This window comes from Streptomyces sp. NPDC030809 (assembly GCF_055572195.1).
On record NZ_JBVIDV010000008.1, the window covers coordinates 98,941 to 123,470 of the forward strand.

Genomic DNA, 24,530 nt, shown 5'->3' on the forward strand with positions numbered 1-24,530 from the left:
GCCGATGTTGTAGGCGACGCCGGTGCCGATGCAGCTGCTGGTGCTGTACGAGCTGGTGATCACCCACCCGGTGGGGATGGGGGACTGGGAGCACACGGCGGCGAAGTTCTGGCCGGCGGTGTTGCCGATGTTGTAGGCGACGCCGGTGCCGATGCAGCTGCTGGTGCTGTACGAGCTGGTGATCACCCACCCGGTGGGGATGGGGGACTGGGAGCACACGACCGCGGAGCTCTGGCCGGCGGTGTTGCCGATGGAGTAGCCGACCCCGGTGCCGGCGCAGCTGCTGGTGCTGTACGAGCTCGTGATGACCCACCCGGTGGGGATCGGGGACTGGGAGCACACGGAGGCGGAGTTGAACCCGCTCGTGTCGGCGATGGTGTACCAGACACCGGTGGTGCAGCCGCTGCCCCGGTACGAGCTGGTGATCACCCAGCCGGCCGGAACGGCGGCGTCGGAGCACACGTTCGCGCTGCCCCCCGCGGCCCGCTGGGGAGCGGCCTGCGCCTGCGCGGTCGCGGCGGTCATCGCCCCCAGCAGCAGCAACACGGCCGTCACCAGGTGCGGTATGCGGGCCCGTAAGGTCTTCAAGGTCGTCCTCGGATTCTTCTCGGTGCTCAACGCCTGCACGACCACGTCAATGCAGGTGAGACGGACCAACCCCAAGTTGATCATCTCGGCTGAGATGGTGTCAGAGTTGCCCCGGCGACACCAGTGCCGCCAAGAGCGCCCACCGAACCGGCAACCCTGAACTTCGGTCACGCATGTTGCGGATTCCTGTGGCCCCCGTGTCCCTACGTGTCGGCGTCTTGTCCTTCGCGTGAAGAGACGGGCCGCAAATCCGGCGCCACCACCCGAACCCCCTTTTGTGCCACGTGACATGTGCGCGGCGGACTGGGAGTGTCCCTGCCCATCAAGGCAGTTCACCTTGTGCGAGTCGGGCGGCGATCCCGCCCGACTGCTCATGACACTTTGGAGATTCCCCATGTCCTCCCTTTCCCCCACGGGTGGCCGGGCGCGCCGCATCGCGCTCACGACCGGCGCCGCGGTCCTCACCGGTTCCCTGCTCGCCGCCGGTGCCGCCACCGCCACGGCGGGCGCAGCCCCGGAGAGCCGCGAGGCCAATTCCCTTGCCGCCACCGCCCGTTCCCTCGGGCTCGGCGCCCAGGAGAAGCTGGTCGTCAAGGACGTCGTCAAGGACGCCGACGGCACGGTCCACACCCGGTACGAGCGCACCTACGCGGGCCTGCCGGTCCTCGGCGGCGACCTCATCGTCCACCGGGCCGCCGACGGCACCGTCGAAGAGGTCACCAAGGCCGTCAAGGCCACCATCAAGGTCGCCTCGCTCACGCCCAAGCTGAGCCCGGCCGCCGCCGGATCCGCGGCGGTCGGGGCCGCCAAGGCCGCGAAGACCAAGGGCGCCGCCACCGGCGCGGCCCCGCGCAAGGTCATCTGGGCCGCCGACGGCAAGCCCGTCCTCGCCTACGAGACCGTCGTCCACGGCACGCAGCACGACGGGGTCACCCCGAGCCGGCTGCGCGTGGTCACCGACGCCAACACCGGGCGGAAGCTGTACGAGAACCAGCTGATCGACGGCATAGCCGACGGCATCACCGCCGAGGGCGCCGCGGCCGAGCCCGGCAGTGTCGGGGCCGCGGCCGTCGGCACCGGCGCCAGCCAGTACAGCGGCACCGTCAGCCTCAACACCACCAAGTCGTCGAAGGGTTACACCCTCGTCGACGCCGAGCGCGGCGGATCCAGCACGATCGACCTCCAGCACCGCACCGGCGGCAAGGGCGTCGCGTTCACCGACGCGGACAACGCCTGGGGCAACGGCACCCCCGCCCACAACCAGACCGCCGCCGTGGACGCCGCGTACGGCGCCGCCCGGACCTGGGACTTCTACAAGAACGTGCTCCACCGCAACGGCATCAAGAACGACGGCCGGGCCCCGGTCTCCCGCGTCCACTACGGCAACGCCTACCAGAACGCGTTCTGGGACGACCAGGCCTTCACCATCACCTACGGGGACGGCGCGAGCAACCAGCACCCGCTGACCCAGCTCGACGTGGCGGGCCACGAGTTCAGCCACGGAGTCACCTCCGCCACCGCGAACCTCCAGTACTCCGGCGAGTCCGGCGGCCTCAACGAAGCCACCTCGGACATCCTCGGCACCGCGGTGGAGTGGAACGCCGGCAACGCCCAGGACCCCGGCGACTACCTGCTCGGCGAGAAGATCGACATCTTCGGCAACGGCAAGCCGCTGCGCTACCAGGACAAGCCGAGCAAGGACGGCCGCGGCTCCGCCGACTACTGGAGCGCCGGCGTCGGCAACCTCAACGTGCACTACTCCTCCGGCGTCGCCAACCACTTCTTCTACCTGCTGTCCGAGGGCAGCGGCGCGAAGGACATCAACGGCGTGCACTACGACAGCCCGACGGTGGACGGCTCCACGGTCGCCGGCATCGGCCGGGACAAGGCGGTGCAGATCTGGTACAAGGCCCTGACCGCGTACTTCACCTCCACCACCGACTACCACGGCGCCCGTGAGGGCACCCTGAAGGCGGCCGCCGACCTGTACGGCGCGGGCAGCGCCGAGGTCAGGGCGGTGGACGCCGCCTGGGCGGCGGTGAACGTCAAGGCCTGACCCCCGCGGGGTGACGGGACCCCGCACGGAGGGCGCGCACAAGGGGGCGGTGACCGGAAGTCCGGTCACCGCCCCCTTGTGCATCGGGCCGGTGTCGCCCCAGCCCTACTTCTGCCAGCCCACCGTCTCCGGCAGCGGGGTGCCGAAGATCGTGGCGCCGACGTTGGCCAGGCCGTTCTTGACGCCGTAGATCGACGGGCCGCTGAACAGCGGCAGGTAGCCGTACTGCGCGAGCGCCTTGAGCTCGACCGCGTTGGCCTGGGCGGCCTGGCGGACGGGGTCGGCCGTCGCGGAGACCGCACGGATCTCCTTGTCGAGCTCGGGGGTGCCGATGCCCACGATGTTGGAGCCGCTGTCGGTGCAGTAGAACTCGCACAGGTAGCGGGCGCCGAACGGGTCCGAGGAGCGGTTGCCGACGAGGAAGATGTCGAAGCTGCGCTCGGTGAGGATCTTGGCGAAGTCCGCGTCCGTGGAGTTCTTCAGCTCGACCCGGATGCCGACCGGCTTGAGCATCTGGACGAGGGCGCCGGCGGTCGCCTTCTCCAGCGGGTCGTCGCCGCGCAGGGTGTAGGTGACGACCAGCTTCTTGCCGCCCTTCTCGCGCACGCCGTCGTCGCCGGGCTTCCAGCCCGCGGCGTCCAGGGTCTTGCGGGCGCTCTCCGGGTCGTGCTTGATCACGGCACCGACGTTGTCGGAGTAGCCCTTCTGGAAGCTGAACAGCAGCAGGGAGCCGGGCAGCGGCTCGCTGTAGTCGCCCAGCCCCTGGAACTGGATCTTCGCGATCTGCTCCCGGTCGATGCTCTCCAGCAGCGCCTTGCGCACCTGCAGTTCCCGCAGGTTGGGCGACTTGGCGTTGACGTAGAAGGAGTACGCGAACGGGCTGCCGCCCCGGCGGATTCCGGTGCCCGGGACTCCGGAGAGCCGCTTCAGGCCTTCGGCGTCACCGGTCGAGGTGTAGTCGATCTGGCCGTTCTTGAAGGCGTTGACCGCCGCGTCCGACTCCAGGTTGACGTAGACGCGCTTGTCCAGCCGGCCCTTCCTGCCCCACCACTTGGGGTTGCGCACGAAGGTGAGGTCCCCGGCCTTGGCGTCGAACTTCCCCACGGTGTACGGCCCGGCGCCCCACTCGGGGTGCACCTTCTTGACGTAGGCGTCGTTGTAGCCGGCGACGGTGGCGGCCTCGGGGTGCAGGAAGGTGGTGAACAGGCTCGACCACCAGGGGGCGACGCCCTTGAAGTCGATGACCGCCTGCTTGTCGTCCGCGCCGCGGGTGACCGAGGCGATGTGGCTGTAGCCCTCGGTCTCGGCCGCGTTGTACTTCTTGTCCGTGCCGTTGTTGGCCTGCCAGGTCGCCTTGACGGCACGCCAGTCGATCGGGGTGCCGTCGTTGTAGACGGCCTTGGGGTTGAGGGTGAGGACCACCCGCTGGTTCCCGCCGGTGACGCTGACCTTCACATCACTGAGGTAGTCCGGGTTGTACTGCACCTCGCCGGTGGGGGAGTACGTGATGACGTCCGGGTTGTACCAGAACCAGACGCGCTTGGCGGTGAGCGTGGCGTTGGCGTTGAACGGGTTGCCCTGGTCGTCGATCGTGCCGGCGGTGGTGTAGGTGCCGCCTTCCTTCACGTTCTCGTACGGCTGGGGGTTGTAGTCGACCTTCGCAGGGGCGGCGGCGGGTTTGCCGCCCTTGCCCGCCCCCTGGCCGGCACCCGCGGTGCCGGAATCGGAGGCGGTGCAGCCGGAGACGGCGAGCGCGAGGGCCGCGCCGAGGGCGGCTGCGGGGAGGGCGATTCTCGATCGCATGGCGGAGTGGATCCTCATTCCTTCATGGGGGCTGCGGCACCTCGGGGTGCGGTGCCGGAGTGATGGGGCCCGGCCCGGAGCGCGGGATGCGAGCCGGGCTGGCGTGGTGCGGCCCGAGCCGGTGCGCGTGGCGCGGTCCGGGCGGGCAGGGTGAGAGGGCCCGAGGCGGAGGGCGTGGCGCGGCCCTGGGCGGCGGGCGGGACGCGGCTGCCGTCAGCGGGCGTGGCAGGCGTGGTGGTGGCCGGAGCCCGCAGCCGCCGGGCCGAGCGCAGGCCGCTGCGTACGGCAGCGCTCCTGCACCCCGGCGTCGAGCAGCCGGTACAGCGGGCAGCGGTCGACGAAGACGCAGCCCGGCGGCAGGTCCGTCGCGCTGGGCTGCTCCCCGTCGAGCACGATCCGCTCGCGGGTGCGCTCGCGCCGCGGGTCGGGCACCGGGATCGCCGAGAGCAGGGCCTCGGTGTAGGGGTGCCGGGGATCCTGGAACAGCGCTTCGGTCGTGCCGATCTCGACGACGTGCCCCAGGTACATGACCGCGATGCGATCGGCGAAGTGCCGCATCACGGCCAGGTCGTGCGCGACGACCAGGTACGCCAGGCCGAGCTCGCGCTTCAGCCGGGCGAGCAGGTTGACCACGCTCGCCTGCACGGACACGTCCAGCGCGGAGACCGGCTCGTCGAGCACCACGATCCGCGGCCGGGTCGCCAGCGCCCGGGCGATGCCGACGCGCTGGCGCTGCCCGCCGGAGAGGGCTCCGGGGAAACGATCCGCCAGCGAGGGGTCGAGGCCGACCAGGCCCAGCAGCTCGGTCACCCGCTCCCGGACCTCCTGCCGGTCGGCGCCCACCGCGTGCAGCGGTTCGGCGAGCAGCCGGAAGACCGGCAGCCGCGGATCGAGCGACCCCATCGGGTCCTGCATGACGATCTGGAGCGCCCCGCGGAGCTCGCGCAGCCGCTCCGCCGACCGGGGTCCGGCGACGTCCGTGCCCGCGACCTCGATCCGGCCGCGCTCCGGCGGCCTCAGCCGCAGGATCTCCAGGAGGGTGGTGGTCTTGCCGCTGCCGGACTCGCCCACCAGGCCCAGCGTCTCCCCGGCCCGCAGTTCGAACCCGACATCGCCGACCGCGTGGAGCGTGCCGACGCGGCGCTTGAGGAAGGCGCCCTTGGTGACGGGGAAGGTCTTGGCCAGGCCGGAGACCCTCAGCACCACCTCTCCCAGGGTGCCCGCGCCCTGCCCGCCGTCGCCCTGCCCGCCGTCGTTCGCGCCGCCGTCCTGGGTGACGCCGTCCTGGGTGACGCCGTCCTGGGTGACGCCGTTCTCCGTGACGCCGTACTCCGTGACGGCGTCCTCCGGCGGGGCCGGGAAGAGCGCCTCCGCCTCCAGCCGCCCGTCGGCGATCTCCTCGGCCCGCAGGCAGGCGACCTGCCCGTGCCCGGCGATGTGCACCGCCTCCGGTTCCGCCGTACGGCAGCGGTCGAGCGCGGCCGGGCACCGGTCCGCGAAGGGGCACCCGGCCGGAAGGGCCACCAGGGACGGGGGCTCGCCCCCGATCGGCACCAGGGGGCGGTCCCTGGGCGCATCGGGGCGGGGCACCGCGCCCAGCAGCCCGATCGTGTAGGGCATCACGGGCCGCCGGAACAGCTCCTCGGGGCCCGCCCGTTCCACGATCCGGCCGGCGTACATCACCGCCACCTCGTCGGCGTACCCGGCGACCACGCCGAGGTCGTGCGTGATCAGCACGACCCCCGCGCCGGTCTCGGCCTGCGCGGTCCGCAGCACGTCGAGGATCTGGGCCTGCACGGTCACGTCGAGGGCGGTGGTGGGCTCGTCCGCCACGATGACCGACGGCGCGTTCGCCATGGCCAGGGCGATGACCACGCGCTGGCGCATCCCGCCCGAGAACTCGTGCGGGAAGGACCGCGCCCTGCGCTGCGGTTCGGGGATCCCGACCAGGTCGAGCAGTTCCACCGCGCGCTTCCACGCAGCCTGCTTCGTCAGGTCCTGGTGCACGCGCAGCGCGTCGGACAGGAGCCGGCCCACCGAATGGATCGGCGTCAGCGCGGACAGCGGGTCCTGGAAGACCATGCCGATGTCCTTGCCGCGCACCCGGGACATCCGGGCGTCGTCCAGACCCACCAGGTTGCGGCCGCCGAGCAGCACCTCGCCCGACACCCGGGCGGTCGGCGGCAGCAGCCCCATGATGCCCATCGCGGTCGCGGACTTGCCCGAACCGGACTCGCCGACGATGCCCAGCGTCCGGCCCGGCAGCAGGTCGAACCCGACGCCCCGTACCGCCGCGACCGGTCCCGCCTCGGACGGGAAGGAGATGTGCAGGTCGCGCACCGACAGGACGGGGGCCGGCCCGCCGCCGCGCGCAGGCGATTCCGGGGCGGGGGAGAGGGTGAAGGTCATCGTGCGCCTCCCGAGGCCGCCGATACGGAGGTGGGGTCGAGGGCGTCGCGCAGTCCGTCGCCGACCAGCGTCATCGACACGGTGAGCAGCACCAGGAGGCCGGCCGGGAACGCGAACAGCCACGGGGCGCTGGTCACGGTGCCGGAGCCGTCGGCGAGCATGGTGCCCAGCGACACGTCCGGGGTCTGCACCCCGAAGCCGAGGAACGACAGGGCCGTCTCACTGAGCACGGTGGCGACCACTCCCAGGGTCAGGTTGACCACCAGCAGGGAGCCCAGGTTGGGGATGATGTGCCGCAGCACGATCCGCCACGGCCGCACCCCCATGAACTCGGCCGCCAGTACGAAGTCGCGCTCGCGCAGCGACGTGGACAGCGACCAGACCACGCGGGCCGTCGTCATCCAGCCGAAGACGGAGAGCACCAGGATCAGGACCCGCCAGTCACCGGCGAGACGGTGCGAGACCAGGGCCAGGATCAGGAACGACGGGACCACCAGCAGGAAGTGGATCACCGCCAGGGTCAGCTTCTCCACCCTCCCGCCGAGGTACGCGGCGCCCGCGCCGATCACGGCGGCCAGCACGACCGTCAGCACCGAGACGCTGACGGCGATCGTCAGCGAGCGCTGCAGGCCGTGCACGGCCTCGGCGTACACGTCGTTGCCGCCCTGGTTGGTACCGAAGTAGTGCGGCGCGCCCGGCGGCCGGGTGAGCGCGGTGAAGTCCGCGTCGGTGTACGAGAACGGCGAGAACATGCCGCCGAAGGCGCTGAAGAGCACCAGGAGCACGAAGAGCGCCACGCCGAGCAGGGCCCCGCGGTTGCGGGCGAAGCGCCGCAGGTAGAGCCGGCCGCTCCCCGGCCGGGATGCCGGTGCCTGCTCATCGCTCCCCGATGCGGGCGGCGCGGGCCGGGGGATCACGGTGTCCGTCATGTCACCTCACCCGTACCCGGGGGTCGAGGAGGACGACGGCGATGTCGGCGAGGATCGCGCCGATCGCGGTCATGGCCGCTCCGAACGCGGCCACGGCGACGGTGCCGTGCACGTCGTTCTTGCCGATGGTCTGGATGAAGTACTGGCCCATGCCGTTCCAGCCGAAGACGGTCTCGGTGATGACCGCGCCGGTGAAGATGGCGGGGATGCCGAACGCCACGGAAGTGGCCGTCGGGATCAGCGAAGCGCGCAGCGCGTGCCGGCGGATGGCCTGGGCGCGGGTCAGTCCGGTGGCCCGTGCGGTGCGTACGTAGTCGGAGCCGATGGCATCGAGCAGCAGCGTGCGCTGGGTCAGGTGGTAGCCCACGTACCCCAGCAGCGTCAGGCTGAGCGTGGGCAGGATCAGGTGCTGGACCCGGTCGGCCACCGTGGGCAGCAGGCCCTCGACGGTCGGGGACTTCTCCCCTGCCACGTACAGGAACCGCAGACCCAGGCTCTGGTTGAGCCAGATCCCGAGGAGGACCACGGCCAGCGCGGCCACGGCGGTGGGGATGTTGAACAGGAACACCGACACCAGCTGGGTGAGCCGGTCCCACCAGCCGTACTGCCGGGAGGCCGTGGACACGCTCAGGCCCACCCCGAGGAGCACCGACAGGAGCGTGGCGGCGGTGACGAGCTGGCCGCTGACCAGCACCCGGAAACCGATCTCGCCGTTCACCGGGGCGCCCACCGGGGACTTCCCCCAGTCGAAGTGCAGTACCACGTCGCCGAGCCAGTGCCACCACCTCTGCACGAGCGGCACGCTCGGGTCCAGGTTGTACGGCGCCAGGGCCTGGTCGATCTCCGCCTCGGAGCGCACCGGCCGCGTGCTCTTGTAGTTGGACCTCGGGTCGAGGAACCAGGCGGCGAGTACGTACGTGACGTTGGTGGCGACCACGATCATGGCCAGCCAGCCGGCCGTCTTGCGCATCACGTGACGGAGCACGACCCCGCCTTCCCGCGCGCCGGGGAGCCGGGGGCGATGCGAGGAGCGGGGGCGGGGGCCGTACGGAGGGCCGGCGGGGGTGTGCCGGTTCGGGACATGCGGGATGTGGCTTTCTGAGGGGGGTGGACATGCGCGGCCGGTTGCGGGCGACGCCGTGTGTTCTGATGCCGATCCGGTCTCGATGCCTCTGAATCGGAGGAGAACGAGACCTGGCGACGAGTCAGTCTGAGGTGGTGTCCCGTGCAGTGGGAAGCATGCGCAGGTCGCTGTCATGCGATTGCAAGGTGCACGTCACAATCCTGCGGCGGGCTGCCGCCGACCGTGTCCGAGCGGTGCGCTGGCGGGTTGTTGCCGCAACATGGCGGGCTCGTGGCAGTCGCGCGCGGTCCGGGACGAGGGTGCACGCAGTCCCTAGGATCCGAGGCAGCACCTCCCCACCTCGTGCGCCGTGCCGCGATCCGGCCGGTACGCCGAAGCCCGCGCCACTCCCCGGGCCGCCCCTCCACCCCCTCCACCCCCTCCTGTCCTCCTCTCCCTTGCCCTTGCCCCCCTCTTCCTCCGCTCTCTCCGCCGCTCCCCGCAAGGACGCGTACCGCCATGACCGCTTCCCGTGCCATCGGCGTCACCGAGGCGCACTCCCGCCTCGCTGAGCTGACCGTCGTAGACGTCCGTACTCCCGGCGAGTTCGCGACCGGCCACCTGCCGGACGCCCTGAACGTGCCCCTCGACCGGCTCGCGCAGAGCCTGCCGCACCTGCAGGAGGCCGCCGCCGGCCCGGTGCTCCGCTCGGCCGGCTGGACGTACATCCGGCCGGCCGCGAAGGTCTCCGAGGTCAACCCGCCCGGCCTGCCCCTCACGAGGCCTTGAGGTGTCCGCGTCCGCCCCGGCGCAGCGGCCGGCCCACGTCCTCGACAACCCCGCCTGGGCCTCGCTGTCCGGGCCGCACGCCTCCTTCGCGGAGCTGCCGCCGCGCGGCGCCGCCGGCGCGGCCCGCTACCGCGCCGACGTGTCCCTGTTCGCCGCGCTCGCCGACCCCGAAGACCCGGGGTCCTGGCAGGCCCTGCACGCCCTGGCCGGCGACGCACAGGTCGTCGGTCTCACCGGCCTGCTGAGCCCGCCGGACGGCTGGGAGACCGTGGACGCCATCGACGGCGTGCAGCTGGTCGGCACCGCGCTGCGGGCCGCACCGGAGCCGGAGGCCGTCCGGCTCGGTCCGGCAGACGTCCCGGAGATCCTCGACCTCATCTCCCTCACCCGACCCGGCCCGTTCCTGCCCCGCACCGTGGAACTGGGCACGTACCTCGGGATCCGCGAGCGGGGGCGCCTGGTGGCCATGGCAGGGGAGCGGCTGCGGCCGCCCGGCTGGACCGAGATCAGCGCGGTGTGCACCCACCCCGACCACCGCGGCCGGGGACTGGCGACCCGCCTGGTACGTGCCGTGGCCGCGGGCATCCGCGAGCGCGGCGAAGTGCCCTTCCTGCACACCACGGCGGACAACACCACGGCGATCCGGCTGTACGAGTCGATCGGGTTCCGCCTGCGCCACCGGCCGTCGTTCCTCGCGGTCCGGACCCCGGGAAACAATCCCGCCAAACTCCCTTAATACTGCGGATGTTGTCCCGGTCTGCCGCCCGGCGTAGCGTCAATTACACCTCCAACGGCCGTCGTTCCTCCGCACCTGCGCGGCTGCCATTCCCGCGCCTGCCCTTGCACATCCGCTGTTGCCCGCCCGCCTTTCCCGGCCTGCCGTTGCACTCGCCCGTTCCCCACCACCGATCAGAAAGGCGTCATCCGTCGTGCCCGAACTGCACCTCGCCGTCGCGCTCGACGGCGCCGGCGCCCACCCGGCGGCCTGGCGCGAGCCGGGAGCCCGGCCCGCGGAGCTCTTCACCGCCCGCTACTGGGCCGATACCGTCGCCGAAGCCGAAGCCGGACTGCTCGACTTCGTCACCTTCGAGGACGGACTGACCCTCCAGTCGGCCTCGGCCGCACACCCCGACACCCGGACGGACCAGGTGCGCGGCCGCCTGGACGCGGTGCTCACCGCGGCCCGGATCGCCCCGCTGACCCGGCGCATCGGGCTGGTCCCGGCCGTGACCGCCACCCACACCGAGCCCTTCCACATCTCCAAGGCGCTCGCCACCCTCGACCACGTCAGCCGCGGCCGGGCAGGCGTGCACGTCCAGACCTCCGGACTCGCGCACGAGGCACGGCACTTCGGCCGCCGCGAGTTCCCCGTCCCGGTGGGCGAGCTGGCCGCCGAGGCAGCCGACCACATCGAGGTCGTCCGGCGGCTGTGGGACAGCTGGGAGGACGACGCCGAGATCAGGGACGCCGCCACCGGCCGGTTCGTCGACCGCGACAAGCTCCACCACATCGACTTCAGGGGGCCGTACTTCAGCGTGCGCGGACCCTCGATCACCCCCCGCCCGCCGCAGGGGCAGCCCCTGGTCACCGCCCCGGCCGGCACCACCGCACCCCGGCCCGGGCTGGTCGACCTCGTGTACGTCACGCCGCGCGACCTGGACGAGGCCCGGGCCGTGGCCGCCGTCCTGCCGCCCCCGCCCGGCCCGCGGCACGTCTTCGCCGACCTCACCGTCTTCCTCGACGAGGACCGACGGGCCGCGCAGGCCCGCCGCGACCGGCTCGACGCGCTGGCGGGTGCCCCGTACGGCACCGGCGCCGCGGTCTTCACCGGCACCCCCGGCCGCCTCGCCGACCTGCTGCAGGAGTGGCAGCGGGCGGGCCTGACCGGCTTCCGGCTGAGGCCCGCCGCCATCGCCCACGACCTGCCCGCGATCACCCGGTCCCTGGTCCCCGAACTCCAGCGGCGCGGCGCGTTCCGCCGCGCCTACGAGGCGGACACCCTGCGCGGACTGCTGGGGCTGGAACGCCCGGCCAACCGGTACGCCGCCGGACCCGCGGCCTGACCGCCCTGCCCCCACCCCACCCCCGCCGACGGCCGAACGCCCCGACGACCCCGGCTCCGGAAGGACACCATGAGCACCAAGCCGCTCAAGCAGATCCACCTCGCGGCCCACTTCCCCGGCGTCAACAACACCACCGTGTGGAGCGACCCGGCGGCCGGCAGCCACATCGACTTCGACTCCTTCGTCCACTTCGCGCAGACCGCCGAACGCGCCAGGTTCGACTTCCTCTTCCTCGCCGAAGGACTGCGCCTGCGCGAACAGGGCGGGAAGATATACGACCTGGACGTGGTCGGCCGGCCCGACACCTTCACCGTGCTCGCCGCCCTGGCCGCCGTCACCGAACACCTCGGACTGACCGGCACGATCAACTCCACCTTCAACGAGCCCTACGAGGTGGCCCGCCAGTTCGCCAGCCTCGACCACCTCACGGGCGGCCGGTCCGCCTGGAACGTGGTGACCTCCTGGGACGCCTTCACCGGCGAGAACTTCCGCCGCGGGGGCTTCCTCCCCCGCGAAGACCGCTACACCCGCGCCCGGGAGTTCCTGGAGACCGCCACCGAGCTGTTCGACTCCTGGGACGGCACCGAGATCGCCGCCGACCCGGCCACCGGCGTGTTCCTGCGCAACGCCCGTGCGGGCGCGTTCGCCCACCACGGGCGGCACTTCGACATCGAGGGCCGCTTCAACGTCCCGCGCAGCCCGCAGGGGCGGCCGGTGATCTTCCAGGCGGGGGACTCGGACGAGGGCCGGGAGTTCGCGGCCGCCCGCGCCGACGCCATCTTCGGCCGGCACGGGACCCTGGAGGAGGGCCGCGCCTTCTACGCCGACGTCAAGGGCCGGCTGGCCCGGTACGGACGGCGCCCCGAGGAGCTCAAGATCCTGCCGGCCGCCACCTTCGTCCTGGGGGACACCGACGCGGAGGCCCGGGAACTCGCCCACGAGGTGCGCCGGCTCCAGGTCAGCGGACAGACCGCGATCAAGTACCTGGAGCACGTGTGGAACCGGGACCTCTCCGGCTACGACCCGGACGGCCCGCTGCCCGCGATCGACCCCGTGCCCGGCGAGAACACCGTCGCCCTCGGCCGGGCGAGCGTACGGCAGTTCACGGACCCGCAAGCCACCGCCCGGGAGTGGCGGGCGCTCGCCGAGGCCAAGAACCTGTCCATCCGCGAGCTCGTCATCGCCACCACCGCCAGGCAGACCTTCATCGGCTCCCCGGCCACCGTCGCCGACGCCATCGACACCCTGGTGCAGGCGGACGCCGCCGACGGCTTCATCCTCGTACCGCACCTCACCCCCGGAGGCCTGGACCCCTTCGCCGACACCGTGGTCCCGCTCCTGCAGGAGCGCGGAGTCTTCCGCACCGAGTACACCGGCAGCACCCTGCGCGACCACCTCGGACTCGCCGTGCCGCAGGCCGTACGCCCGGCCGGCGAACGGCAGGCCGCCGCCTCGTGAAGTTCCTGGCCCTCACCCTGATCACGCACGCCCCGGACCCGGTCACGGGCGCCCTGACCCCCGTCCGGGAGCGGTTCCGCGAGGCCGTGGACAGCGCGCTGCTCGCGGAGGAACTCGGCTTCGACGGCTTCGCCGTGGGGGAGCGCCACGAGCGGCCGTTCCTGTCCTCCTCCCCGCCCGTGCTCCTCTCCCACATCGCCGCCCTCACCCGCCGGATCCGGCTGTACACCGCCGTCACCACCCTGAGCCTGCTCGACCCCGTCCGCGCGTACGAGGACTACGCGACGCTGGACCACCTGTCCGGCGGCCGCCTGGAGCTGATGATCGGCAAGGGGAACGGCACGGCGCAGCGGGAGCTGTTCCACGTCACGCCCGAGGACCAGTGGGAGCGCAACGCGGAAGGCTACGAGCTGTTCCGGCGGCTGTGGCGGGAGGACCGCGTGACGGCCGCGCCCCGCTTCCGGCCCGCCCTGGAGGAGGCCGAGGTGCTGCCCCGGCCGGGCGGCCCGCCGCCGCGGGTGTGGCACGGCAGCGCGACCAGCCGGGAGTCGGTGGAGCTCGCCGCCCGCCACGGGGACCCCCTGTTCTCGGCGAACGTCACCCATCCCATCGGCCCGTACGCCGAGCTGGTCCGGCACTACCGGCAGCGCTGGGCCCACCACGGGCACGACCCCGCACGCGCGGTGGTGGGCGCCGGCACGGCCGGCTTCCACGCGGCCCGGACCTCGCAGCAGGCGGTCGCGGCGTACCGGCCGGCGTTCGCCCAGTACCTCGCCGCCCACGAGCAGGCGGGGGCGCAGCCGGTCTTCCCCGACCTGGACGACTTCGTGGAGCGCAGCTCGGCGCTGATCGGCAGCCCGCAGCAGATCGTCGAGAAGGTGCACGGCCAGCACGAGCAACTCGGCCACACCGTCCTGCACCTCCAGGCCGAGCCGGGCGGTCTGGAGGCGGCGGCCCACCGCCGCTCGCTGGAGCTGTTCCAGTCGGAGATCGCACCGGTGCTGCGCCGGGAGATCGCCGACCCCCCGTTCCCCGACCTGTGAAGGAGACCCGACCATGTCCGGCATTCCGCTCGGGGTCCTCGATCTCGTACCCGTGCCCTCCGGTGCCACCGCCGCCGACGCCCTGCACCACAGCATCGACCTGGCACGCCAGACCGAACGCTTCGGCTACGCCCGCTACTGGTTCGCCGAGCACCACCTCAACCCCGGAGTGGCGGGAACCTCCCCGGCGGTACTGCTGGCGCTGACCGCATCCGCCACGACCACGATCCGCATCGGCTCCGGCGCCGTCCAGCTCGGCCACCGCACGGCCCTGTCCACGGTCGAGGAGTTCGGCCTCATCGACGCGCTCCACCCGGGCCGCCTCGACCTGGGGCTCGGCCGCTCGGCAGGCCGCCCGCCGCAGCAGCCCGCCCCGGAAGCCGAGCCCTTCGAGGGGTACACCCCGAACGGGCTGCGCATCCCCGCCCGCTTCTCCTTCGCCCACCTGCTGGGACATCCGCGGGTCGCGCTCCAGCAGCGGCTGCTGAACCTGCCCGGAGCCGTCTCCCAGGACTACGGCGAGCAGGTGGACGACATCCTCGCCCTCCTGCGGGGCGAGTACCGGTCCCCGGAGGGCGCGGCCGCCCACCCCGTGCCCGGTGAAGGGGCCGAGGTCCAGGTGTGGATCCTCGGCAGCAGCGCCGGGCAGAGCGCCGAGACGGCCGGGCGCAACGGCCTGCGGTTCGCCGGGAACTACCACGTCAGCCCGGCGACCGTCCTGGAGGCGGTCGAGGCCTACCGGGCCGCGTTCAAACCGTCCGCCGAGCTGGACCGGCCCTACGTGACGGTCTCGGCGGACGTGGTCGTGGCCGAGGACGACGCCACCGCCCGCGAACTGGCCGCCGGCTACGCCCCCTGGGTGCGCAGCATCCGCACCGGCGAGGGTGCCATCCCCTTCCCCTCGCCCGCCGAGGCACGGGCACTGCCCTGGACGGACGCCGACACGAGCCTGGTGGCCGACCGCGTGGAAACGCAGTTCGTCGGCTCCCCGGCAACGGTTGCCGACCACCTGGAACGCCTCCGCGACGCCACCGGCGCCGACGAACTCCTCATCACCACGATCACTCACGCCCACACCGACCGCGTGCAGTCGTACCGCCTCCTGGCCGAGGAATGGCAGCGGCGCTGAACACGCCGCCCGCGGGCGCACGGGCGGTTCCGGCGCCGTCACCCCGAGGATCCCCGCGCGCCTCCCCGGCGCTGCGCCGCGAGGTCGTACACGGCCAGCTCGGGGCGCAGGCGGAAGGCTTCGGTGACGGCGGCCAGGGCCTCGTCCCAGCGACGGGCCGCCTCCAGTCTGCGGGACAGGCCGTACAGGGTGTCGGCGAGGCGGGGGACGTGGGTCTCGGGGTCGGTCTCGGCCAGTACCCGGTAGACCGTCACGGCTTCTTCGAGCGCCGTGATGACGTCCTGCTGCCGACCGCTCTTCTCCAGCCTGACGGAGAGTGAGATCAGGCTGCTCGCGAGGTCGGCCAGGTGGGTGCCCGGGTCAGGGGACGCCAGGGTGCGGCGCAGGGCGAGGGCCTCCTCGACGGCCGCCAGGGCCGGTCCCTCCCGGCCCACGGCCGCCAGCCGCGTGCCGAGGGTGACCAGCTCGATCGCCAGATGGCGCACGTGGACCTCGGGGTAGGCGTCGGCGAGGCGGCGGCAGATCAGGACGCACTCCTCGGCCGCCGCCAGTGCCTCGTCGTGCCGGCCGAGGGCCGCGTAGAGCGCTCCGGCGGTGCTCACGCTCGCCGTGAGCTCCAGCAGGCGGGCGCCCGGGTGGAGTTCGGCCAGACCGCGCTGGATGCGCAGCGACTCTTCGGCAGCCGCCAGCGCCTCCTCGTGACGTCCCAGATCCTCCAACGGCCACGCCAGCCGGGACAGGCTTTCGGCGAGGAGGGGCAGATGGGCGTCCGGGCGGGCCTTCGCCGCGCTGCGGCTGATGCGCACCACGCGTTCGGCCACCGACAGGGCGTCCGCAAGCCAGCCCATCTCCGTCCCCTTGACCGCCATGTTGTTCAGCGCCGCGACGAGACCGGGGGAGTAGGAGGCGTAGCTGCCGGTGTCGGTGTCCACGAGCCGCTGGTGGACGAGCGCGGCGTCCACCAGGACGTTCATCGCCTCTTGCCTGCGGCCCAGGTCCCACAGCCGCTCGGAGTGGACTTCCAGGGTCCGCGCGAGCTGGCGGACATCGGCGTCGGTCCCGGCCTCCCCTGCCTCGGCATCCGCCCGTGTCCCCGCCTCCGCCCCGGAGCCGGCACCCGCCCCGGCCCCGGTACCGGCCCCGGACCCGGCGCCCCGGCGAAGGCGTACGGCTTCCTCGGACACGGCCAGCGCCTCCTCCCGGCGCCCGAGGTCCGCCAGCCGCCCGGAGAGGTTGTTCAGGCTCTCGACGAGGTCGGGCACGTGGGCCGCCGGATCCGCGGCGGCCAGGCTGCGGGAGACGGCGACGGCTTCCGTGACGGCCGCCGCGGCCTCCGCCCGGCGTCCCAGGCTCCCCAGCCGGTCGGCGAGGCCGTTGAGACTCGCGACCAGCAGCACGGGATCCGCAGGCGCACCCGCCCGCGGCCGCGGATCCGGCAGTACGCCCACCGGAGTGACGGCGTCCCGCCGCGCCCCGGCCAGGGACCGCGCGAGCGCGACGGCCTCCTCGGCCGGGGCCAGGGCCTCCACGCGCCGGTCCAGACCGGCCAGCCGCCCGGAGAGGACCTGCAGCGCGAGTACGAGGTCCGGCGTCCGGCCGGGCGTGTGCTCGGGCAGCGCGCGCAGCCGCTCGACCAGGTGCCGGGCCAGGTCACAGGCCCACAGGGCCAGGCGCCGGCTGAGCGGAACGCGGTCGCTGAGCTGCCGCAAGGTGTCCAGCGGCGTGCCGGGATCACCCGTGATCTCACGCAGGCCCTCGACCAGGGGCGCCGAGTGCTCCACGTACGTGGCGGCGGCCATCGCGGTCGGTGCCAGGACGCTGCGGTGCCGGACGCACAGCGCCGTCAGCTCCGCGTCGAGCCGCCCTTGGAAGACCGGGTGCGCGGCAGCACGGCTGTAGAGGGTCAGCAACCGGGTCGCCTGCGCCCCGCTGACGCCGGGGACCAGCTGGTGGGCGAGCAGCGGATCGGCTTCCAGCCGACGGCCGACCAGACGCTCCGCCAGCCGGTCCGGCTGCAGACCGCCCCACGGGCCCGAACGGCCGGGCGACGGATACAGCGCGGCGATCCAGGCGCGCACGGCGTCACGGCGGTGGCGCGGCTGGTCGGCAAGACCCGCCACCTTGTGCAGCAGCGCGTCGGCCTCGTCGTACGTCTCGGCTCCGACCAGCAGCGCGGCGGCCAGGGCGGCATCGAGCGTGCCCGCGCCCAGCATCGCACCGAGGCCCCGGGCGGCGGCGCTCCGTTCCCAGTAGCGGCGCTCGTGCAGCAGCAGCCGGTCTTCGACACCGGCCCCGGCCGCCGTCCCGTGTCCCGGGCCGCCCGGGGCCGGGCGGGGCTCGGCGGCGTCCAGCAAGTCCGCCAGGACGGTCATGTGCAGGGTCAGCGCGTTGTCCAGCCCCGCCCGGTCCACCTCCGGAGGGGCGAGGGCGGCGGCCAGCGCCGGCCAGTCGTACCCCTGCCACCCGCGCACCTCCGGCAGCGCCGCCGCGAAGGCCTCCGCCGCCCGCCGGTACGACGCACCGCGCGCCCCCGCATCGCTCTCCAACGCCGGGAGCGCGACCACCGGAGTCCCGTCGAGCAGCTCCTCGGCGGCTCGGCTGACCGCCTGCGCCCGCAGCCACCAGTCCCCGGCCGTCCGCGCCAGCAGCAGGATCTTGAAGGCGGTGCCCCCACCGTGCTCCGCGGCGGCTTCCAGAAGCGCGGCGAGCTGCTCCGTGCGCGTCTCGGCGTAGTCCAGCACCACCAGCAGCGGCTTGGCAGCCCTGCTCACCGCACGCAGCTCCGCGGGAGCGGCACCGGCGCGCGGCCACAGCACCGCCCACCCGTCCGCAGCCAGTCCGGCGGCCAGCTCGTGGGCCAACCGGGTCTTGCCCTGCCCCGCCGGACCGTGCAGCAGCCAGCTGCCGAAGCCCTCCTGCCGGCACCAGCCGACCAGCCGCCCCAGCAGTTCCTCGCGGCCGTGGAACCCCACCACCTGGCGATCCGCCTGCAGCAGCGCCGCCGCAGACCCCAGACCGGCGCTCGGCACCACCGGATCCGCCTCGGCCAGCTCCTGGAACTCCACCGCCTCCAACGCCATGGCACCCGCGCCGTGCTCGGCCAGCACGGTCCGGAACCCGGGATCGTGGTGCAGCACGTACGACGGAACCACCATCAGCGCGGCATGGCCCGCGTGGCCCGCATCGGCGGCGACCACCCCGGTCAGCAGCCGACCGCAGAACATCGCCGCCCCCGACAGCCCGCCCCACGGCGAGGACCCGTCCACCGGCCATACAGGCGGATGCTGGCCGAGGTCCATCACGTGCCGGTTGCCCACGTAGCCGCTGCCCGGATTGACCGTCCCGGCCAGCTGCGCGGCCTCCACCGCGGTCCCCCGCCGCTGGACCGCGTCCGGCACCCCCCACGTCTGGCAGGACTGCCCGGGGTGCTCGGTCACCAGGCGCCCCCACCGGACCCCCGGCCCCGCCGGCGGGCGCCACCCGTCGTCATCGACGAGCACCAGCGCGGCATCGTCCCGCCCGCCGGGCGTACCGCACCACACCACCACGGCGCCGGACACCGAGTCGGCACCCGGTCGGAACACCTGCACCGGCGCCCCGACCCGCTCGATCACATGCGCCGAGGTCAGCACCAGCCGCGGCCCGACCAGATACCCCGACCCGGGCCCGCCCGGACCCCCCACCGCGACCAGACGTTCCCGCCTCACTGCATCACCTCGACATCCGCCCCGCGCCCGTCCCCGTCCCCGTCCCCGCCGACTCCGGTCAGTCCGGAATCCGCCCGCTCGCGTCCCCGGGGCCCGGAGCCCGCCCCGCCGCCCCGCCGACCAGTAGATCACCGCCGTGCGGATGCCGGGGGGTGAGGGTGAAGGACACCCTGTGCGTGCGGCCCCGGGAGACGCCCGCCTCCGCATCCCCGGCCACCGCCCACACCCGGAAGCCCGCCTTCGCCTTGGCATCCGCGCGCAGCTCGACCTCGAACTCCATCTCCACCGGCCCCACCACGAACGCGATGTCCTGCCCGGCGGCGCGCGCCGCGGCCTCCAGCAGCTCGTCGCGCACCGCCGCCACCGCGTCCGCCAACCCGATCTCCACGAACCCCACCCGCCTCGACTGCGTGTTCCCCTGAGCCTGAGCCTAGAAGCACATGAACGTTCCACGCAGGCGATCACGAAGGCCCATCCCACTCCGCGCGCGCCTGGGACCGTCGTCCGGCGGAACGAGCACACTGCCGATATCCGCTTGCACACCCGCGTCGCACGCGTGAAGGTCAACTGACAGCCGAGGCAGGACAGCTGACACCGACGCACGCAGAGAAGCCGAAGAGATGCCCACGCAGACCCAGACCCAGACCCACCCCCTCGACCGCGAACTCATCGAGGCCGCCGCGCACATCGCCCGCACCCGCTGCCGGGGCGACAACCACACCATGGCGGCCGCGGCCCGCGCCCGGGACGGCCGGATCGTCACAGCCGTGAACGCCTACCACTTCACGGGAGGCCCCTGCGCCGAGCTCGTCCTCATCGGCGCGGCAGCCGCCCAGGGCGTCTACGAGCTCGACACGATCGTCGCCGTCGGCGACCGCGACCGCGGGGTCGTCCCCCCGTGCGGCCGCTGCCGTCAGGCCCTCCTCGACTACTTCCCCACCCTCGAGGTCATCGTCGGCACAGGCGACCGCGTCCGAGCCGTCCCGATCACCGACCTGCTGCCCGAAGCCTACGTCTGGTCCGACCACCAGCTCGACGCCGGATAACCGCCCCGCCCCGCACGTTCCGAAACCGCCACCCCGCCGTCCGCCCCTCCCCGCCTGAGCGCCGCGGGCTGCTCGTCCGGCCGAACGGGGACGGTGACGGTGGTGCGCGGTCAGCCGGTGTCGAGGCCGTCGATCAGGCGGTCGAGGAAGCGGGTGAAGGTGGCCTCCGGTGTGAGGGGGCGGCCGGGGGCCGAGAGGGCCTCGGCGAGTTCCGGGTGGTGGCCGTCCGCGGCGACGGCCGCGAGGTAGCGGGCCTCGGCCGCGGCCCGCTCGGGGGACTGCGCGGCTGCGGCCTGCGCGAGTTCGTGGCCGACGTGCCCGGCCACGAACGCCGTGAGCTGGGCGAACACCTCCAGTTTCGCCGCGCCGTCCAGTCCGGCGGGCCGCAGGGCCGCGAGCGCGTGCTCCAGAAAGGCCAGCGTGCGGGGTCCGGGGATGCGGCGGGTGGACAGCGCCGCGGGCAGCCAGGGGTGGCGCAGCATGTGGGCCCGCTGGAGGCGGGCGATGGCCTTGAGATCGGCGCGCCAGTCGCCGCTGAGCGCGTTCGTGGTCGGCAGTTCGCCGCTCACGTGGTCGACCATCAGGTGCAGCAGCGTCTCCTTGTCGGGGGCGTAGCTGTAGAGCGACATGACCCCGGCACCGACCCGTGCGGCGACGCTCCGCATGGTGACTGCTTCGAGCCCCTCGGCGTCCGCCAGGGCGACGGCGGCCGCGGTGATCGCCTCGCGACTGTAGGCGGGCTTGCGGCCTCGGCGCGGCGGGACAGAGGCAGGCCAGAGCTGCCGGGGGTCGATGCCCGGGGCGTCGGCCCCACCGTCACGCGGCATGGTCCACGCTCCTTGTTCCCTTCCCGAGACCGGCTTCCCTGATCGGCGGCCCTCGCGGTGCCCAGTCAAGCATGCTCTATTCTCGTACATCGTACGGAAATGAAGGAGGGCAACGTTGATGCCACGCACGCACCATCCCGCGCCGAAGCCGGCCTGGGCGCCGCCGCCCGGGAAACCGCCCCTCGCCCCACGCCTGATGAGGGCGGCCTGGCGCCGCCTGCCGGCCGGACTGCACGAGGTCGGCTGGGAGCCGGGCCTGGCGGTGCCGGCCGGCGACGGCACCCCGCTGATCACGGACCACTACTTTCCGCGCACCGCGGGCGACTTCCCCACCCTCCTGGTGCGCTCGCCCTACGGCCGGGGCCTGCCGTGGTCCCCGATGTACGGCCTGCTCTTCGCCGAACAGGGCTTCCACGTGGTCCTGCAGAGCTGCCGCGGCACCGGCGGCTCGGGAGGCGCGTTCGACCTGTGGCGCAACGAGCCCGCCGACGGCCGGGCCACCGTCTCCTGGCTCCGCGAGCAGCCCTGGTTCAACGGCACCCTGGGCACCGTCGGGCCCAGTTATCTGGGCTACGTGCAGTGGGCCCTCGCCATGGACCCGCCACCCGAACTGAAGGCCATGGCCGTCCAGGTGGGCCTGCACGACCCCCACGCCCTCTTCCACACGCACGGCGCGCTCCGCCTGCAGACGGCACTCGCCGTCGGCGTGGGCATGACCTACCAGCACCGGGGCCTGGCCCCGTTCCTCAGGGCGACTCTGCGACTGCAGCGCCGCATGCGCGAGGTCACCACCGCACGGCCCCTGCGCGGGGCGTACGCGCAGGCCCTCGGGGGCGACATCCCCTGGCTCGACGACGCGATGTCGCACCCGGACGCGGAGGACGCGTACTGGCACGGCGCCTCTCTGGCCGGCGCGGCGGAACGGCTCGGCGTGCCCACCAGCCTCATCACCGGCTGGCACGACGCCCTCGCCGACCAGACCTTCGAGATGTACGGACGCCTGCGCCGGGCCGGATGCGAGACCGCCCTCCTCGTCGGCCCCTGGACCCACACCTCCGCCCTGCAGCAGGGCTGGCCCGAGGTGTTCGCCGAGACCCTCGCCTGGCTGCGCGCCCACCTGTGCGCCGACCCCGCCGGCCTGCGTCCCACCCGGGTGCGCGTGCACATCGGCGGCCGGAACGCCTGGCGGGATCTCGACGACTGGCCGCCGCCGGCCACCGCCGCCCACAGCCCGTGGTTTCCCACCGCGGAAGGGCACCTCACCCGGCAGGCCCCCACGGACTCCGCCCCCCTGGCCTCGTTCCGCTACGACCCGGCCGACCCCACCCCGTCCGTCGGCGGACCCCTGCTCTCGCCCGCCGCCGGTCCGCGCGACAACACCGCCCTGGAGTCCCGGGACGACGTACTGACGTTCACGGGCCCGCCGCTGACCGAGCCCGTCGAGATCCTCGGACCGGTCTCGGCACGCCTCGCCATCTCCACGGACACCGGCCATGCCGACGTGTTCACCCGCCTGTGCGACGTGGACGCCCAAGGCCGCTCCGTCAACGTCTGCGACGGCCTCGGCCGCCTCCGCACGGACGGCCGCGAGCCCTCGCACCTCACCGTGCCCATGAGCTCGACCGCCCACCGGTTCGAGCCCGGCCACCGCATACGGTGGCAGATCAGCGGCGGCGCCCACCCCCGCTACGCCCGCAACCCCGGCAGCGGACACTCCCCGCTGGACGCCACCGCCTTCACCCCCACCCGCCTCACCCTCCACACGGACTCTTCGCTGGCGCTGCCGGCGAACGCGAACGGGCCGACTGCTCCGGTGGCCCGGACCGGACCGGAGTACCCGTGATGCCGAACGAGTACCCGTGATGCCGAACGGGCCGACTGCTCCGACGGCCGGCTCCGGGCCGGAGTGTCCGAGCTGACGACGGGTGCGCGGCCGTATAGCTTCGGTGGTCCCGGGGTCTCGCGGCCCGTGTCCCCACCGGTGCGCGGAACACGCGACGCTCCATGGCGCCTGCACAGGAGGCCGACGTGGACGAGAGCCCGCAAGCACGCCCAGCGCCTCTGCACTGCCTGGTGACCGGCGCGACCGGCTACATCGGGGGCCGCTTGGTCCCCGAGCTGCTGGCGGCCGGTCACCGCGTCCGCTGCCTGGCCCGTTCACCCGAACGGCTCCGCGACCAGCCCTGGGCCGGCCGCGTCGAGACCGTCCGCGGGGACGTCACGGACGAGGCCGGCACCACCGCCGCCCTGCAGGGCATCGAGGTGGCCTACTACCTGGTCCACTCCCTCAACGGCGGCACCCGCTTCGAGGACAGCGACCGGGAGGCCGCCCGTACCTTCGCGCGAGCCGCCCACGCCGCCGGCGTGGGCCGCATCGTCTACCTCGGCGGCCTCGTCCCGGCCGGAAAGGCCCCCGGCGAGCTCTCCCCGCACCTGCGCTCCCGCGCCGAGGTCGGCGACATCTTCCTGAGCGGGCCCGTACCTGCCACCGTCCTGCGGGCCGCCGTGGTCATCGGGTCCGGTTCCGCCTCCTTCGAGATGCTGCGCTATCTCACCGAGCGGCTGCCGGTCATGGTCACCCCGAGCTGGGTCGGCACCCGGGTCCAGCCCATCTCCGTACGGGACGTGCTGCGCTACCTCGTCGGCAGCGCCCGCATGCCCCCGGAGACCAACCGGACCTTCGACATCGGCGGACCCGACGTCCTCACGTACGAGCAGATGATGCGCCGCTACGCGGAGGTCGCCGGGCTGCCGCCGCGGCTGATCCTCCGGGTCCCGATGCTCACCCCGCGGCTGTCCAGCCTGTGGATCGGCCTGGTCACCCCGGTCCCGCCCGCCCTGGCCCGGCCCCTTGCCGAGTCACTGCGGCACGAGGTGGTCTGCCAGGAGCACGACATCGCCCGCCACGTACCCGACGTTCCCGGACACCCCATGCCGTTCGACCGCGCCCTCGAACTCGCACTCCAGCGGGTCCGCGAAGCCAACGTCACCACCCGCTGGTCCAACGCCTCACTGCCCGGCGCCCCCAGCGACCCGCTGCCCACCGATCCCGACTGGGCCGGCGGCAGCCTCTACACCGACCACCGCTCGCGGGAGACCAGCGCCGGCCCGCGCGAGCTGTGGCAGATCATCGAGGGCATCGGCGGCGAGAACGGCTGGTACTCCGCCCCGCTGGCCTGGGCCGTACGAGGCTGGCTCGACCGCCTGGTCGGCGGCGCGGGCATCCGCCGGGGCCGCCGCGACGCCGCCCGGCTCCGGGTGGGGGACTCCCTGGACTTCTGGCGGGTGGAGGAGATCGAACCGGGCAGGCTGCTCCGCCTGCGTGCGGAGATGCGCCTGCCCGGCCTCGCCTGGCTCGAGATGCACGTGGACGCGCACCCGCGCACCGGCGGCACCCGCTACCGCCAGCGCGCCCTGTTCCACCCCCGCGGCCTCCTCGGCCACCTGTACTGGTGGAGCGTGTCCCCCTTCCACGCCGTGGTCTTCGGCGGCATGGCCCGCAACATCACCCGCGCCGCAGAACGCCTCACCGACCGTTCCCGCTGACCAAGCGGGCACCCGCGCACGTTCCGGTGGCGGTGTGCAGCTGCCGGACCTGCTCATTCGGCCTCGCGCCCACG

18 protein-coding genes are annotated in these 24,530 nt (G+C 73.4%); 10 read left to right on the plus strand and 8 right to left on the minus strand.

The genetic code is table 11. The features are described 5' to 3' along the window. The coding region (locus tag ACZ407_RS13385; protein WP_468128176.1) for a hypothetical protein at nucleotides 1–588 on the minus strand (588 nt) is incomplete at its 3' end. A gap of 394 nt (nucleotides 589–982) precedes the next feature. Here ACZ407_RS13385 and ACZ407_RS13390 point away from each other — a divergent pair. Continuing rightward, nucleotides 983–2,644, plus strand: coding sequence for a M4 family metallopeptidase (locus tag ACZ407_RS13390; RefSeq protein WP_468128177.1), 1,662 nt, complete (start codon nucleotides 983–985; stop codon nucleotides 2,642–2,644). A gap of 105 nt (nucleotides 2,645–2,749) precedes the next feature. Here the strand turns inward: ACZ407_RS13390 and ACZ407_RS13395 are convergent, their stop codons facing one another. From ACZ407_RS13395 to ACZ407_RS13410, 4 genes are all read right to left on the minus strand, one after another. Further along, nucleotides 2,750–4,447 (minus strand): ABC transporter family substrate-binding protein, encoded by a 1,698-nt coding sequence (locus ACZ407_RS13395; protein ID WP_468128178.1) that lies wholly within the window; start codon nucleotides 4,445–4,447, stop codon nucleotides 2,750–2,752. A 213-nt stretch (nucleotides 4,448–4,660) separates the two neighbouring features. After that, complete coding sequence (locus ACZ407_RS13400) at nucleotides 4,661–6,856, minus strand: dipeptide ABC transporter ATP-binding protein (RefSeq protein ID WP_468128179.1); 2,196 nt, start codon at nucleotides 6,854–6,856, stop codon at nucleotides 4,661–4,663. Beyond that, entirely contained in the window at nucleotides 6,853–7,785 is a 933-nt protein-coding gene (locus ACZ407_RS13405) for an ABC transporter permease (RefSeq protein WP_468128180.1), read from the minus strand. Before ACZ407_RS13405 ends, ACZ407_RS13400 begins: the two co-directional genes overlap by 4 nt. Nucleotide 7,786: 1 nt before the next feature. Beyond that, nucleotides 7,787–8,770, minus strand: coding sequence for an ABC transporter permease (locus tag ACZ407_RS13410; protein WP_468128181.1), 984 nt, complete (start codon nucleotides 8,768–8,770; stop codon nucleotides 7,787–7,789). 597 nt (nucleotides 8,771–9,367) lie between these two features. Between ACZ407_RS13410 and ACZ407_RS13415 the strand changes: the two genes are divergently transcribed. The 6 genes from ACZ407_RS13415 to ACZ407_RS13440 all read left to right on the plus strand — a co-directional run bounded on the left by ACZ407_RS13415 (nucleotide 9,368) and on the right by ACZ407_RS13440 (nucleotide 15,330). Beyond that, nucleotides 9,368–9,637, plus strand: a complete 270-nt coding sequence (locus ACZ407_RS13415) for a rhodanese-like domain-containing protein (RefSeq protein ID WP_468128182.1) — start codon at nucleotides 9,368–9,370, stop codon at nucleotides 9,635–9,637. A gap of 1 nt (nucleotide 9,638) precedes the next feature. Beyond that, entirely contained in the window at nucleotides 9,639–10,373 is a 735-nt protein-coding gene (locus tag ACZ407_RS13420; protein ID WP_468128183.1) for a GNAT family N-acetyltransferase, read from the plus strand. Between the two features lie 193 nt (nucleotides 10,374–10,566). After that, nucleotides 10,567–11,700, plus strand: a complete 1,134-nt coding sequence (locus ACZ407_RS13425) for an LLM class flavin-dependent oxidoreductase (protein WP_468128184.1) — start codon at nucleotides 10,567–10,569, stop codon at nucleotides 11,698–11,700. A 69-nt stretch (nucleotides 11,701–11,769) separates the two neighbouring features. Further along, complete coding sequence (locus ACZ407_RS13430; RefSeq protein WP_468128185.1) at nucleotides 11,770–13,158, plus strand: NtaA/DmoA family FMN-dependent monooxygenase; 1,389 nt, start codon at nucleotides 11,770–11,772, stop codon at nucleotides 13,156–13,158. Beyond that, nucleotides 13,155–14,201, plus strand: a complete 1,047-nt coding sequence (locus ACZ407_RS13435) for an LLM class flavin-dependent oxidoreductase (protein ID WP_468128186.1) — start codon at nucleotides 13,155–13,157, stop codon at nucleotides 14,199–14,201. The genes ACZ407_RS13430 and ACZ407_RS13435 overlap by 4 nt, the downstream gene beginning before the upstream one ends. Before the next feature lie 13 nt (nucleotides 14,202–14,214). After that, entirely contained in the window at nucleotides 14,215–15,330 is a 1,116-nt protein-coding gene (locus tag ACZ407_RS13440) for an LLM class flavin-dependent oxidoreductase (RefSeq protein ID WP_468128187.1), read from the plus strand. A gap of 38 nt (nucleotides 15,331–15,368) precedes the next feature. Here ACZ407_RS13440 and ACZ407_RS13445 read toward each other — a convergent pair whose 3' ends face one another. Together ACZ407_RS13445 and ACZ407_RS13450 are read right to left on the minus strand one after the other, a co-directional pair. Next, entirely contained in the window at nucleotides 15,369–19,037 is a 3,669-nt protein-coding gene (locus ACZ407_RS13445) for a tetratricopeptide repeat protein (RefSeq protein WP_468128188.1), read from the minus strand. Nucleotides 19,038–19,095: 58 nt separating this feature from the next. Further along, entirely contained in the window at nucleotides 19,096–19,425 is a 330-nt protein-coding gene (locus tag ACZ407_RS13450; RefSeq protein ID WP_468128189.1) for a trypco2 family protein, read from the minus strand. 232 nt (nucleotides 19,426–19,657) lie between these two features. On the opposite strand from ACZ407_RS13450, the gene ACZ407_RS13455 reads away from it, so the two are divergent. Continuing rightward, complete coding sequence (locus ACZ407_RS13455; protein WP_468128190.1) at nucleotides 19,658–20,083, plus strand: cytidine/deoxycytidylate deaminase family protein; 426 nt, start codon at nucleotides 19,658–19,660, stop codon at nucleotides 20,081–20,083. A 110-nt stretch (nucleotides 20,084–20,193) separates the two neighbouring features. Here the strand turns inward: ACZ407_RS13455 and ACZ407_RS13460 are convergent, their stop codons facing one another. Continuing rightward, nucleotides 20,194–20,910, minus strand: coding sequence for a TetR/AcrR family transcriptional regulator C-terminal domain-containing protein (locus tag ACZ407_RS13460; protein ID WP_468128191.1), 717 nt, complete (start codon nucleotides 20,908–20,910; stop codon nucleotides 20,194–20,196). A gap of 196 nt (nucleotides 20,911–21,106) precedes the next feature. On the opposite strand from ACZ407_RS13460, the gene ACZ407_RS13465 reads away from it, so the two are divergent. Both ACZ407_RS13465 and ACZ407_RS13470 read left to right on the plus strand, forming a co-directional pair. Beyond that, complete coding sequence (locus tag ACZ407_RS13465; protein ID WP_468128330.1) at nucleotides 21,107–22,753, plus strand: CocE/NonD family hydrolase; 1,647 nt, start codon at nucleotides 21,107–21,109, stop codon at nucleotides 22,751–22,753. Between the two features lie 161 nt (nucleotides 22,754–22,914). Beyond that, on the plus strand, nucleotides 22,915–24,456 hold the full coding sequence (locus ACZ407_RS13470; RefSeq protein ID WP_468128192.1) for an SDR family oxidoreductase: 1,542 nt from the start codon (nucleotides 22,915–22,917) through the stop codon (nucleotides 24,454–24,456). Nucleotides 24,457–24,530: the final 74 nt, after the last annotated feature.